Raw genomic sequence first — 12,246 nt, 5'->3', positions numbered from 1 at the left:
TCTTCCGAAAGCGTAGGAATGAAAAACAAGGCACGCAGTATGGCGCTAAATGCCACCTGTACGACAGACCGGGGAGGCAGTTAAGCTGGGCATACCTCGTTGGAGCATATGTAAATGTTGACCCTGGGAAATCTCTTCGTGCTGATGCTGCTGGCCACGGCGGGCGCCTGGTTGTGGCATAACCACGGCTTGCGTGAAAAGGCTCTGGAGCGGGTCAAGCAGCACTGCGCCAAACTCGATCTGGAGCTGCTTGATGGCAATGTCGCGCTCAAGCGCATCGGTTTTGTGCGCGACGCCAACGGCCGCAAGCGCCTGGCCCGGGTGTACAACTTCGAATTCACCGTGACCGGCGAACAGCGCCACCCCGGTACCGTCACCCAGTTTGGCGCGCACACCATGCAAATCGAACTGGCCCCCTACCCGTTCGAGATCAAGACACCACAACATCACGACAACGTCGTCGAGATGAACCAGTGGCGCCAGGACCACAACCGCTGGCGCAACTAGACGCGGCAGGCCAGCATGGCTTGCTGCAATGGTTCAGGGGCCTGCGGCTCGGCGAAGATCAGCTCCAGCCGCGAGTCGCGGCGCCATTCACTGTTGCTCCACTGCAATGTAGGCTGCCCTGCCAAAGCGTTGATCGACTGCCAGCCATCCAGACTGTGGATAACTGCCTTGGCCCGACGCCAGTCCAGCCCCTGCAGAAAGCGCTCCAGACGGGGGCGATCGAACACCTGACCCGGGTGCCAGCGCCAACCTATGCTCCAACCTTCTGCGGCCTGCCGAATACTGCAAATAGGCTCCTGTGGATTTGTCCACAGGCTGCTGACGACCCCGGGAATATTGACTGCCGCGAGCTTATCCACAGCGGCGGGAAGTGGCGCTGCAGAGCTTTCCACAGGCACTTCGGACCAGGGCAATTGCCCATGATCGGTCCAGTACAGGCGAGCAGCAGGTAGCTGAGAAGTTATCCACAAGCGCTGTTGTGCATCCAACCCGGCGGACTTGTTCAGCACCAGCAATCCAGCGCTGGCCAGGGTCGATTGCTGGGCTTCAGGCAGAGCAATACCTGCAGCCAATTGCTCGGCATCCAGCACCAGCACCGCCGGTTGTACCGCCAACACGCCTTGCCAAGGCGGCAAACGCAGTTGCTCAAGCAACTGCAGCGGATGACCCAACCCGGACGGTTCGATGAATACCCGCTGTGGCCTGGCCTTGCGCAGCAAGCGACCCAGGCCAACCTGAAACGGCATGCCGTTGACGCAGCACAGGCAACCACCGGCCACTTCACCCAAGGCAATACCGTCATCGTCGCTGGCCAGCAGCGCCATATCCAGGCCGATCTGGCCAAACTCGTTGATCAGTACCGCCCAGCGCTCATCGGCGGGCCGCTGCGCCAGCAGTTGACGAATCAGGCTGGTCTTGCCGGCACCGAGCGGGCCGGCAATCACGTGGGTAGGAATGTTCTGCAACATGGGACGGAGAGTGCCTGAAATTTTCGCCACTATGCCGCTATTTCAGGCCATCCAGTCAAGGCTGAGAATCAGGCGACGTTCGCCATTCAACAGCGCCGGCGAGCGATGGACCAGCCCGCCACCCTGGTTGCCGAGCCACTTCTCGCCCTTGAGCAAGGCCACCTCACCGCTGCCCAACTGGCGGACCGCACTGGCATCGGGCTGCTCCCGGGCAAGCTGCGATCGGTCGATTGCACCTTCTTCCAGCCATTCACTGCCTGGGCCGGCATAGGTGCTCAGCAAACGCAGGGGTACATGGTCGACATGAAACCGCGGGCACATGGCGCTGCTCAGCACCTGTAACCGCAGACCGACACGCCGGGCGTCGAGCAGGCAAGCGTAGGCACTCACCAGCCAGGCAACGTCAATGAGAAACGCCCTCTGGCCCTCGAGGTCGGCATAGCCACCCAGCAAGCCGTTGAGGTCCGGCAACTGATGCTGGTCATCCAGTTCGATTACCCGGCTTTCACCCAGTGGCTGGTTCAACGACAACAGCAACCGGGCAAAGTCCTCGATCTGCACCGGCAGGCGCCGCTGCCAAACCGCAAGGTTTACCCCGTCCTGCAACGCCTCGGTGAGCACCTGGGGCGTTTCGCCGAACGCCTGGCGCATTACGCCGCTTCCTCGTCGAACCAGGGGCCAAACGGGTCGGGCAATTGCTGCCAGCTGTGCACACCCGCCGCCATTTCTGCATCGTCGAGCAGGCAGGCCGAGAGCTCGGCATCCAGCCGCGCGAAGTCGATGTTCTGGCCAATAAACACCAGCTCCTGACGGCAATCACCGCATTCGGCGCTCCAGTTCTTGAGGATCGCCGCAGTGCTCTGCTCATCTTGCGGCCAGTGCTCGCGTGGAACGAAGCGCCACCAGCGTCCGGCAAAGCCATGGCGCATCATGCCGCCGGCCTGCGACCAGCTACCGGCGTCCTGGTGCTTGCTGGCCAGCCAAAAAAAGCCTTTGGAGCGCAGCAGCCGACCGTTGTTCCACGGCGTGTGGATAAAGTCGAAAAAGCGCTGCGGATGCAGCGGCCGGCGGGCTTGCCAGGTGGTGGCGGCAATTCCGTATTCCTCGGTTTCCGGCACATGCTCCCCGCGCAGTTCCTGCAGCCAGCCGGGCGCCTGGGCTGCGCGCTCGAAGTCGAACAGGCCAGTATTGAGGATCTGTGGCAACGCCACCTGGCCCATGACCATCGGCACAATCTGCGCCTGGGCGTTGAGGCTGCGCAGGATGGCGCTGAGCTCTTCGCGCTCGGCACTGCTGATCAGGTCGATCTTGCTCAGCAGGATTACATCGGCGAACTCCACCTGCTCGATCAGCAGGTCACTGATCGAACGCTCGTCTTCATCACCGAGGGTTTCGCCGCGGCTGGCCAGGCTTTCGGCGGCCTGATAGTCACGCAGGAAGTTCAAGCCATCGACCACGGTGACCATGGTATCAAGGCGCGCCTGGTCGGCCAGGCTGCGGCCTTGCTCGTCGCGAAAGGTAAAGGTCTCGGCGACTGGCAGCGGCTCGGAGATGCCGGTGGACTCGATCAACAGGTAATCGAAACGCCCCTCCCGGGCCAGGCGGGCGACCTCTTCGAGCAGGTCTTCACGCAGGGTGCAGCAGATGCAACCGTTGCTCATCTCCACCAGCTTCTCTTCGGCACGGTTAAGGCTGACGTTGCGCTGGACCTCACTGGCATCGATGTTGATTTCACTCATGTCGTTGACGATCACCGCGACCCGTAGGTTGTCGCGGTTTTTCAACACGTGATTGAGCAGCGTGCTTTTGCCGGCACCCAAAAAGCCGGAGAGCACGGTTACGGGAAGACGGTCGGGCATGGGGGCGATCCTCATCAGGAGAGAGCATTCGAACGATGCATTGCGCAATGTTATATTATAACAATACAATCTCGCCAACCTACTTCGCCCAGAACATGACCAAAGGCCGACCTGAAAGATGAAATCGCGTTGCTTGTTTGCCTTCGCCGTGTTGCTGCAGTGCGAGTTCGCCAGCGCCAACACCACGCCCTTGAGCAACGGCCTGGCGCTCTGTACCCGCAGCGCAACCCTGCTTGCCTGCAGCGATGCCCAAGGCAATTACTACAGCGTGCAAACCCAAGGCAACACGACCTACCTGCGGGGCTTTGAAATGCAAGGTCGCAGGCTATGGGCGCAAACCAACAGCCGCTATGGCCAATTGACCTTTTACACAGGCGTGGCGAGCAACGGTGAAACCTGGGTCGGTTACAGCCGGCGTGTGGGCTGGACCACCTTGAACAGCGTGTCGAGTTCCACCGGGCAGCGTTTCAATCTGCGCTGCAATCGCCTGAGCGGCTGCCAATAGTCTTCCTTGAAAAGTGAACCACTGATGAGCGCTTTCACCCTTCCTGACATCGCTGCCCAAGCCACCAACAGCCAGTTGCCCTTGGATTGGGTAGGCATGTGTGGCATTGCCCTGCCGCTGCAGATCAACGGGCAGATTCTGCGAGCAAGTGCCGACGCAGGTGTCAGCCTTGATGATGGCGCGTCCCGGGGCATTCACATGTCGCGCTTGTACCTGGCGCTGGAGGCACTGGAACACCAGGCCTTGAGTCCTGTGTTGCTGAACGCGGTGCTGGAGTGCTTTCTCGACAGCCACATCGGCCTTTCCGCCAGCGCCTTCTTGACCCTTCGTTTCGAACTGATGCTCAAACGCCCTGCCTTGATCAGCCCGTTGGCGGGCTGGAAAGCCTATCCGGTTACCCTGAATGCGCAGCTAAAAGACGGAGTGTTCCACGTGGAACTATTTGTCGATGTGGAGTATTCCTCCACCTGCCCCTGTTCCGCTGCCTTGGCCCGGCAGTTGATTCAGCAGCAATTTCTCACCGACTTTGGCAATCGCACCTTGAGCCATGAGGCTGTCTTGAGTTGGCTCGGAAGTGCCCAGGGCATCGTCGCCACACCTCACAGCCAACGCAGCGTAGCGAAGCTGCAGGCTCGATTGCGCCAAGGCATTAATGAGCTGCCGATAGAAGCGCTGATCGACCACGCTGAAAAAGCCTTGGGTACCGCGGTACAAACTGCGGTAAAGCGTGCTGATGAACAGGCTTTTGCGTTGGCCAACGGTCAGAATCTGATGTTCTGCGAAGATGCCGCCCGACGGCTTCATGTGGCGTTGAAAACGCTACCCTGGCTCGGAGGCTTCAACCTGCGCGTGGAACATGCCGAAAGCCTGCATGCCCACGACGCAGTCGCCCACAGCCAATGGCACTGGTGAGGCGCTTCAGGTTCGCGGCTTGACCGTACCGCAATCATTGCCCAGCCACACCGCACGGGTATTCATGCTGCCTTGCTGCTGCACACCGGAAGCGTTGAAGGTACCGTTGACCTTGGTCAGGAACTCGCGATTGTTGAGAAACGTGGCTTCGCCATTGCCCTGAGCTTTCGGGCAACTGAAGGTGAATTTCCAGACATTGCCGTTGCGCTCGGTGATTTTTTGAGTGCAACCAGACTTGGGATCTTGCAGCGGGATGTCGTTGCTTTTCACTTGCTCGGGGGTCAGGCAGGAGCGCACCCCCTGACCCGCCACACTGATCCCTTGCTTGGCCAGGCCGCCCTCGATCATCGCCCGTTGCTCTGGCGGCAGATTCTTCAGCTGGCCGAGCATGAAGCCCATGTCCGGCAGTGGCTTGCCATCGACCTGCATGTTGCTGGTGGTCAGCTCCCACAGGCCAGGTTGCAACATCTGCGCATGCACCAACGGGCTCGCCAGGCCCAGCACCAGTGCCAGCATTGGCAGACGACTCTTCATGTAATGACTCCTCAAAACTCCAGCCCCAAGCTGGAACACAGCTTAGACGTCATTTTGTGCTTTCGGTTGCAACGGCGGCCTGGAACATGCTCTGTTAGGGGCAGAGCCTTCGGACAGCAGGATGCGTATGGATTACCACAGCCCCTACTTCTTCGGTTATCTCATTGGTGTGATTCACCTGCTCGGCGGTATCGCCGCGTTGCATGCGGTGTTCACAGTGCGCACCGCTCAGGGGGCGATTGCCTGGGCAATGTCGCTGCTGTTCATTCCCTACTTCACCCTCATCCCCTACCTGGTGTTCGGCAGCCGTACCTTCGATGCCTACATCGAGGCCCGGCGCCAGGCCAACCGGGAAATGCACGTGGCCATGGCGGACCTGAACTGGCGACCGTGGGTCGAGGAAGCGCTGGCCGCACGCAACTCGGAGTCCTATGGCGCGCTGCGGGCGATGCCCAGGCTCGGGCGCATGCCCTGCCTGGCCAATAATCAGGTGCGCTTGCTGGTCGACGGCAAGGCCACTTTCGATGCGATCTTTCGCGCCATCGCCGGTGCTCGCGACACAGTGCTGGTGCAGTTTTTCATCATTCACGACGATGATCTGGGGCGGCAGTTGCAGGCCCTGCTATTGAAAAAAGCCGCCGAAGGCGTGAAGGTCTACGTGCTCTATGACAGCGTCGGCAGCCATGCCCTACCCTCGGCCTACAACCACACACTGCGCGAGGGTGGCGTGAACATCCGCGCCTTCGCGACCCGTCGCGGCTGGTTCAACCGCTTCCAGGTCAACTTCCGTAACCACCGCAAGATCGTCGTGGTCGATGGCCTGCTGGGGTTTGTTGGCGGACATAACGTTGGCGATGAGTACCTGGGCGCTAACCCCAAGCTGTCGCCCTGGCGCGATACCCACGTGCAGGTCAGTGGGCCGGTGTTGGCCTGCCTGCAGGAGTCGTTCGCTGAAGACTGGTTCTGGGCGTCACGGACATTACCGCCACTGATCCTGCCGGAGACCTACCCGGAAGACGGCGTGCTCTGCCAAGTGCTCGCCAGCGGCCCGGCCGACCCACAGGAAACCTGTTCGCTGTTCTTCGTCGAGGCTATCCATTCGGCGCGTGAGCGGCTGTGGATCACCAGCCCCTACTTCATCCCCGACGAAGCGGTGTTCGCCGCCCTGCGCCTGGCGGTGCTGCGCGGCGTCGACGTGCGCATCCTGATTCCCTCACGCCCGGACCACCGCATCGTCTACGCCGCCTCCAGCCTGTTCGCCTTCGAGGCGGTGCGCGCCGGGGTGCGGATGTTTCGTTTTGAACCAGGTTTCCTGCATCAGAAGGTGGTGCTGATCGATAACGAGATCAGTGCCATCGGCAGCGCCAACCTCGACAACCGTTCGTTTCGGCTCAACTTTGAGATCATGCTGCTGACCGTCGACCGCGAATTTGCCGATCAGGTCGAAACCATGCTCACCGATGACTTTGATCGCGCCCGGGAGATCACCGCCGAAGACACTCGCGACACGCACCGCCTGCAACAACTGGGGATGCGTATCGCACGGCTGATTTCGCCGATTCTGTAAGCTGTCTTAGCGGTAGAAATCTTCGCGGGTCAGCGGCAAATCGTGGCTGCCATCGGCGAAAGGCTTCACTGCCAGTATCTGGTGCAGGTTGATCCAGCCCTTGGCAAAGGCATAGGAGCAGCCGGCCAGGTACAGGCGCCAGATGCGCAAGGCCCGCTCCGGTACCAGCGCGCTAGCCTTGTCCAGTTGTGCTTCGAGGCGGTTGCTCCAGTGCTCCAAAGTCCGCGCGTAATGCAGGCGCAGGCTTTCGACGTCGACGATTTCCAGGCCTGCCTCGCTGATCCGTGCGCTGATCATCGACAAGTGCGGTAGCTCGCCATGGGGGAACACGTAGCGCTCAATGAAGTTGCCCGCGCCCCGCCCGACCGGTCGCCCGTCAGTGTGCTTGGCGGTAATGCCGTGGTTCATCACCAGGCCCCCTTCGCGCACCGCGCCAAACAGGCGCTGGCAGTACAACGCCAGGTTGGCATGGCCGACGTGTTCGAACATGCCAACGCTGACCACCTTGTCAAAGCGCCCGTCCTGGGGCAGGTCGCGGTAATCGAGAATCTGCAGCTCCACCTGCCCCTCCAGGCCATCGGCCTTGACCCGTTCACGGCCCAGCTTGAGCTGTTCCTTGCTCAGGGTGATGCCGAACACCTTGGCACCGAACTCCCTGGCCGCATAACGTGCCAACCCGCCCCAACCACAGCCGACATCGAGCAGGTAATCGCCCTTGTGCAGGCGCAGCTTGCGGCACAGGTGCTCGAACTTGTTCTGCTGGGCTTGCTCCAGGGTGTTGGTGGGTGATTTGAAATAGGCGCAGGAGTACGCCATGTCGCTATCCAGCCACAACTGGTAGAAGGCGTTGGACAGGTCATAGTGGTAGGAAATCGCCGCCGCATCGGTAGCCTTGTCATGCTCGGCGCGCACCGGCTGTGGGTCTTCTTCATCCTTGAGCAAGGCTACGCTCAGTTCATCGCAGACACGAATCACCTCACCGATGGAGCCCTCCAGGTCCAGCTTGCCTTCGACAAATGCAGCGCCCAGTTCATCCAGGCTCGGATGGGCCAGTTGGGTAATCAGCTGCGGATCCTTGACCAGGATGGTGACTTGCGGCTTGGGCCCCAGATCGAACGCATGACCATCCCAGAGCTTCAGTCGCAGTGGTAGTCGCAGGCTTTGCAGAACAGGTGGAAGTTGCGCAAGCATGAAATTAGCCTCCTTTTTTCATCGGACGTCTGTCCAAAAGGGTAGTTCATTCACAGCAAGTTTCAGCTAATACAGACCATAGTCTGAGCCTGCCGGGCCCGTTCCAGACCTTGCGGGCGCGGCGGGTACCCACGATCAATTGTATACAATCAGCCGTTGTGCAGATTAGTCTTGGCGCCATTGTCGATTCTTCATCCTGGAGTACAACAATGAAAACCTATGATGTAGTGATCATTGGCGGCGGGCCTGGCGGCTACAACGCGGCTATTCGTGCTGGCCAGCTTGGCTTGAGCGTGGCGTGCGTCGAAGGTCGTTCAACCCTGGGGGGCACGTGCCTGAACGTCGGCTGCATGCCGTCCAAAGCGCTACTGCATGCCTCTGAGTTGTATGAAGCGGCAGTAGGCGGCGAGTTCGCCAGCCTTGGCATCGAGGTCAAACCAACCCTCAACCTCGCGCAGATGATGAAACAGAAGGACGAAAGCGTCAGCGGCCTGACCAAAGGCATCGAGTTCCTGTTTCGCAAGAACAAGGTCGACTGGATCAAGGGCTGGGGCAAGCTCGATGGCGTCGGCCGGGTCACGGTCAGCGATGAGCAGGGTGTCATCACTGAGCTGCAGGCCAAGGACATTGTCATCGCTACCGGCTCGGAGCCGACGCCGCTGCCAGGCGTGACCATCGACAACCAGCGCATTATCGACTCCACTGGCGCCCTGGCCCTGGGTGAAGTGCCCAAGCACCTGGTGGTCATCGGCGCCGGGGTCATCGGCCTGGAGCTGGGTTCGGTGTGGCGCCGGTTGGGCAGCCAGGTAACCGTGGTCGAGTACCTTGATCGCATCTGCCCCGGCACCGATGAAGAAGCGGCAAAAACCCTGCAACGCTCCCTGACCAAGCAAGGCATGAAGTTCAAGCTCGGCAGCAAAGTCACCCAGGCCACGGTTTCAGCGCAAGGGGTGAACCTGAGCCTGGAGCCTGCCGCTGGCGGCAGCGCCGAAACCCTCGAAGCCGATTACGTGCTGGTCGCCATTGGCCGTCGCCCCTACACCCAGGGCTTGGGCCTGGAAAGCGTCGGCCTTGAGACCGACAAGCGCGGCATGCTCGCCAACCAGCACCATCGCACCGGCGTGCCAGGGGTCTGGGTGATCGGCGATGTCACTTCCGGGGCGATGCTCGCGCACAAGGCCGAGGACGAAGCGATCTCCTGCATTGAGCAGATTGCCGGCAAGGCTCACGAGGTCAATTACAACCTGATCCCGGCGGTCATCTACACCCGCCCGGAGCTGGCCAGCGTCGGCAAGACCGAAGAGCAGCTCAAGGCCGAGGGCCGTGAATACAAGGTCGGCAAGTTCCCTTTCAGCGCCAACAGCCGGGCCAAGATCAACCACGAGACCGAAGGCTTTGCCAAGGTCCTGGCCGACGCCCGTACCGATGAAGTGCTGGGTGTGCACCTGGTCGGCCCGAGCGTCAGCGAGATGATCGGCGAATACTGCGTGGCCATGGAGTTCAGCGCCTCGGCCGAAGACATCGCCCTCACCTGCCACCCGCACCCGACCCGCTCCGAGGCCCTGCGCCAGGCGGCGATGAACGTCGATGGCAAAGCCATGCAGATCTGATCAGTCGGCCGCCCCTGCCCTGCCAACCTGTGGCGCCCGTCGCCACAGGCTGAGGATCACCCCAAGCAGACCACTGCCGATGGAAATCGCCCAGCCCTACGAAGACAGTTCGGCCGCCGACAGCTGGGTGCTGTGGGCGGCCTGGAAGATGATCACCAAGGGGCCAGCGATGGATTCAACCCGGCCTCAAACGTCCTGCAACGCCCGCGGCCGCTTGCTGCGCTGTTCACTGGCAGGCTTGGGCGCACTCAACAGCTGGAAGTCAAAGTCCATCTCGGCAAAGCGCCCTTCTACCCCACGGGCATCGGCCGCCGCCGCATCCTCGACAAAGCGCAACTCGCCAATCAACCCGTCACGGGTGGCATAAGCGAAGTCATCCCACAGGTACTCATCGCCCGCCAGGTTGATCTGGGTGGTCAGGTGCCGGTAGCCAGGCGCCGAGATGAAGAAGTGGATATGCGCTGGGCGATTGCCGTGACGACCGAGCTGAGTGAGCAACTCCTGGGTCGGCCCGTCCGCAGGGCAACCGTAGCCCGACGGCACGATACTGCGGGCACGGTAGCGGCCTTCGGCGTCGGTAACGATGCGCCGGCGCAGGTTGAACTCGGACTGCGTGCTGTCGAAATACGAGTAGGTGCCCTGAGTGTTGGCATGCCACAGGTCGACCACGGCGCCCGCCACCGGCTGACCTTGTTCATCCAGCACGCGGCCCTGGAGGAACATCACCGTGCCCGGGTCACGGCCATCGTCCATACGCACTTCGCCTTCGGCCAGTGGTGCGCCCGCCACATACAACGGGCCTTCGATGGTCCGCGGGGTGCCGCCACTGATGCCGGCTTCGGCATCCTGAGCATCCAGTTGCAGGTCCAGATAGTGCTCGACGCCCAGCCCGGCCACCAGCAGGCCGGCTTCCTGGCGCGAACCGAGGCGGTTGAGGTAGTCGACCGCCTTCCAGAACTCGTCAGGGGTCACTTGCAGGTCTTCGATGAGGCGCGCTACATCGTTGACGATGCGCTGGGTCAGCAGCTTCAGGCGTGGGTTGCCCTGGTCGTTGTGCAGGCCACTGACTTCTTCGAAGAATGTCTGGATATCGGCAGTGTGAGCAATCTTCACGGTCATGACGGGTTACCTCGAATTGTTGTTATCGGCGCTCGGTGTTCAGCGGTCGTCGCTGTGGATCGATGACGGGTGGCGGCACAGGCCGTCGACCTCGATGTCCATGTAGGGGAACAACGGCAGTTGCATCAGGGTGTCGTGCAGCGCTTCGACGCTGGGCAGGTCGAACACGCTGTAGTTGGCGTAGTGCCCGGCGATGCGCCACAGGTGGCGCCAGCTGCCTTCGCGCTGCAGGCGCTGGGCCAGTTCCTTCTCGTCGGCCTTGAGCTGCGCGGCGTTGGCCGGGTCCATGTCCAGGGGCAATTTCACGGTCATTTTCACGTGGAACAACATGGCGTCTCTCCTTGCTTACTTGCGGCTGAAGAACGCCAGGCGCTCTTCGTCCAGGGTCAGGCCAAGGCCGGGGGTGCGTGGCACGTGCAGGGCGAAGTCGCGGTACAGCGGCGCTTCGACCACGATCTCTTCCGTCAGCAGCAGCGGGCCGAACAGCTCGGTGTGCCAGGTCAGCTGGTTGAGGGTGACGAAGGCGTGCGCGGCAGCCAGGGTGCCGATCGAGCCTTCGAGCATGGTCCCGCCGTACAGGGCGATACCGGCGGCTTCGGCGATTTGCGCGGTTCGCAGCACGGCCCGCGGGCCACCGTTCTTGGCGATCTTCAGGGCGAAGATGCTGGCCGCGCCGTCGGCCGCGAGACTGAAGGCATCCTCGACGCTTTCAATCGACTCATCGGCCATGATCGGCGCCGGGCTGCGTTGGTTCAGGCGCACCTGGCCGGCACGGTTGATGCGCGAGATCGGTTGCTCGATCAGGTCGACGCCGTTGTCGCCCAGCACCTGGCAGGCGCGGATCGCCTGGGACTCGTCCCAATACTGGTTGACGTCGACGCGCACACTGGCGCGCTCACCCAGGGCCCGCTTGATCGCGATGACATGGCGCAGGTCATGGGCCACTTCACTGGCACCGATCTTCAGCTTGAAGATCCGGTGGCGGCGCAGGTCGAGCATCTGCTCGGCCTCGGCAATGTCGCGCCCGGTGTCGCCGCTGGCCAGGGTCCAGGCCACTTCCAGGCTGTCGCGCACGCGCCCGCCGAGCAACTCGCTGACCGCCAGGCCTTGGCGTTTGCCCTGGGCATCGAGCAAGGCGCTTTCGATCCCCGAGCGGGCGAAGGTGTTGCCCTTGATCACCTTGTCCAGGCGCTGCATGGCGGCGTTGATGTTGCTGGCATCCAGCCCGACCAACAGCGGCGCAAAGTAGCTGTCGATGTTCTGCTTGATGCTTTCCGGGCTTTCGTTGCCATAGGCCAGGCCGCCGATGGTGGTGGCTTCGCCGAGGCCTTCGATGCCGTCGCTGCACTGCAGGCGGATGATCACCAGGGTTTGCTGCTGCATGGTGTGCATCGCCAGCTTGTGCGGGCGAATGGTTGGCAGGTCGACGATCAGGGTCGAGATGCGTTCAATCAGGGGATGACTCATCAAGGTT

At 61.6% G+C, this 12,246-nt stretch carries 13 protein-coding genes; 5 read left to right on the top strand and 8 right to left on the bottom strand.

Translation table 11 applies throughout. The features are described 5' to 3' along the window. Positions 1–114: 114 nt before the first annotated feature. Positions 115–507: a DUF3301 domain-containing protein gene (locus UW3_RS0112275; RefSeq protein WP_010222780.1), complete on the top strand. Its 393-nt coding sequence runs from the start codon at positions 115–117 to the stop codon at positions 505–507. Here the strand turns inward: UW3_RS0112275 and UW3_RS0112270 are convergent. From UW3_RS0112270 to zigA, 3 genes are read right to left on the bottom strand one after another with little or no spacing between them, the layout of a single operon-like run. Further along, positions 504–1,475 (bottom strand): CobW family GTP-binding protein, encoded by a 972-nt coding sequence (locus UW3_RS0112270; protein WP_010222779.1) that lies wholly within the window; start codon positions 1,473–1,475, stop codon positions 504–506. The genes UW3_RS0112275 and UW3_RS0112270 overlap by 4 nt on opposite strands. Positions 1,476–1,517: 42 nt before the next feature. Continuing rightward, a complete protein-coding gene (locus tag UW3_RS0112265; RefSeq protein WP_010222778.1) occupies positions 1,518–2,126 on the bottom strand; it encodes a DUF1826 domain-containing protein in 609 nt (202 codons plus the stop codon). Then, positions 2,126–3,334 (bottom strand): zinc metallochaperone GTPase ZigA, encoded by a 1,209-nt coding sequence (zigA, locus tag UW3_RS0112260; RefSeq protein WP_010222777.1) that lies wholly within the window; start codon positions 3,332–3,334, stop codon positions 2,126–2,128. The genes UW3_RS0112265 and zigA overlap by 1 nt, the downstream gene beginning before the upstream one ends. Positions 3,335–3,452: 118 nt before the next feature. On the opposite strand from zigA, the gene UW3_RS0112255 reads away from it, so the two are divergent. Together UW3_RS0112255 and folE2 are read left to right on the top strand one after the other, a co-directional pair. Then, positions 3,453–3,839, top strand: a complete 387-nt coding sequence (locus tag UW3_RS0112255) for a hypothetical protein (RefSeq protein WP_010222776.1) — start codon at positions 3,453–3,455, stop codon at positions 3,837–3,839. Between the two features lie 24 nt (positions 3,840–3,863). Continuing rightward, on the top strand, positions 3,864–4,751 hold the full coding sequence (gene folE2, locus UW3_RS0112250; protein ID WP_010222775.1) for a GTP cyclohydrolase FolE2: 888 nt from the start codon (positions 3,864–3,866) through the stop codon (positions 4,749–4,751). Positions 4,752–4,757: 6 nt separating this feature from the next. Here folE2 and UW3_RS0112245 read toward each other — a convergent pair whose 3' ends face one another. After that, positions 4,758–5,285 (bottom strand): DUF3617 domain-containing protein, encoded by a 528-nt coding sequence (locus UW3_RS0112245; protein ID WP_010222774.1) that lies wholly within the window; start codon positions 5,283–5,285, stop codon positions 4,758–4,760. A 127-nt stretch (positions 5,286–5,412) separates the two neighbouring features. Here UW3_RS0112245 and cls point away from each other — a divergent pair, with 127 nt between their 5' ends. Continuing rightward, positions 5,413–6,852, top strand: a complete 1,440-nt coding sequence (gene cls / locus UW3_RS0112240; RefSeq protein WP_010222773.1) for a cardiolipin synthase — start codon at positions 5,413–5,415, stop codon at positions 6,850–6,852. Positions 6,853–6,858: 6 nt separating this feature from the next. Here cls and cfaB read toward each other — a convergent pair whose 3' ends face one another. Then, a complete protein-coding gene (gene cfaB, locus UW3_RS0112235) occupies positions 6,859–8,043 on the bottom strand; it encodes a C17 cyclopropane fatty acid synthase CfaB (protein ID WP_010222772.1) in 1,185 nt (394 codons plus the stop codon). Positions 8,044–8,252: 209 nt separating this feature from the next. On the opposite strand from cfaB, the gene lpdA reads away from it, so the two are divergent. After that, entirely contained in the window at positions 8,253–9,653 is a 1,401-nt protein-coding gene (lpdA, locus tag UW3_RS0112230; protein ID WP_010222771.1) for a dihydrolipoyl dehydrogenase, read from the top strand. 186 nt (positions 9,654–9,839) lie between these two features. Here the strand turns inward: lpdA and catA are convergent, their stop codons facing one another. From catA to UW3_RS0112215, 3 genes are read right to left on the bottom strand one after another with little or no spacing between them, the layout of a single operon-like run. Next, positions 9,840–10,772 (bottom strand): catechol 1,2-dioxygenase, encoded by a 933-nt coding sequence (catA, locus tag UW3_RS0112225; protein ID WP_010222770.1) that lies wholly within the window; start codon positions 10,770–10,772, stop codon positions 9,840–9,842. A gap of 39 nt (positions 10,773–10,811) precedes the next feature. Then, complete coding sequence (catC, locus tag UW3_RS0112220; protein ID WP_010222769.1) at positions 10,812–11,102, bottom strand: muconolactone Delta-isomerase; 291 nt, start codon at positions 11,100–11,102, stop codon at positions 10,812–10,814. A gap of 15 nt (positions 11,103–11,117) precedes the next feature. Continuing rightward, positions 11,118–12,239 (bottom strand): muconate cycloisomerase family protein, encoded by a 1,122-nt coding sequence (locus tag UW3_RS0112215; RefSeq protein WP_010222768.1) that lies wholly within the window; start codon positions 12,237–12,239, stop codon positions 11,118–11,120. Positions 12,240–12,246 lie beyond the last annotated feature (7 nt).

It is taken from the genome of Pseudomonas donghuensis, from assembly GCF_000259195.1.
GTDB lineage: Bacteria > Pseudomonadota > Gammaproteobacteria > Pseudomonadales > Pseudomonadaceae > Aquipseudomonas > Aquipseudomonas donghuensis.
This window is presented reverse-complemented; position numbering and strand designations above follow the sequence as displayed.

Coding starts and splice junctions, on each gene's coding strand:
- UW3_RS0112275 (WP_010222780.1), top strand. CDS start 115: ATGTTGACCCTGGGAAATCTCTTCGTGCTGATGCTGCTGGCCACGGCG.
- UW3_RS0112270 (WP_010222779.1), bottom strand. CDS start 1,475: ATGTTGCAGAACATTCCTACCCACGTGATTGCCGGCCCGCTCGGTGCC.
- UW3_RS0112265 (WP_010222778.1), bottom strand. CDS start 2,126: ATGCGCCAGGCGTTCGGCGAAACGCCCCAGGTGCTCACCGAGGCGTTG.
- zigA (WP_010222777.1), bottom strand. CDS start 3,334: ATGCCCGACCGTCTTCCCGTAACCGTGCTCTCCGGCTTTTTGGGTGCC.
- UW3_RS0112255 (WP_010222776.1), top strand. CDS start 3,453: ATGAAATCGCGTTGCTTGTTTGCCTTCGCCGTGTTGCTGCAGTGCGAG.
- folE2 (WP_010222775.1), top strand. CDS start 3,864: ATGAGCGCTTTCACCCTTCCTGACATCGCTGCCCAAGCCACCAACAGC.
- UW3_RS0112245 (WP_010222774.1), bottom strand. CDS start 5,285: ATGAAGAGTCGTCTGCCAATGCTGGCACTGGTGCTGGGCCTGGCGAGC.
- cls (WP_010222773.1), top strand. CDS start 5,413: ATGGATTACCACAGCCCCTACTTCTTCGGTTATCTCATTGGTGTGATT.
- cfaB (WP_010222772.1), bottom strand. CDS start 8,043: ATGCTTGCGCAACTTCCACCTGTTCTGCAAAGCCTGCGACTACCACTG.
- lpdA (WP_010222771.1), top strand. CDS start 8,253: ATGAAAACCTATGATGTAGTGATCATTGGCGGCGGGCCTGGCGGCTAC.
- catA (WP_010222770.1), bottom strand. CDS start 10,772: ATGACCGTGAAGATTGCTCACACTGCCGATATCCAGACATTCTTCGAA.
- catC (WP_010222769.1), bottom strand. CDS start 11,102: ATGTTGTTCCACGTGAAAATGACCGTGAAATTGCCCCTGGACATGGAC.
- UW3_RS0112215 (WP_010222768.1), bottom strand. CDS start 12,239: ATGAGTCATCCCCTGATTGAACGCATCTCGACCCTGATCGTCGACCTG.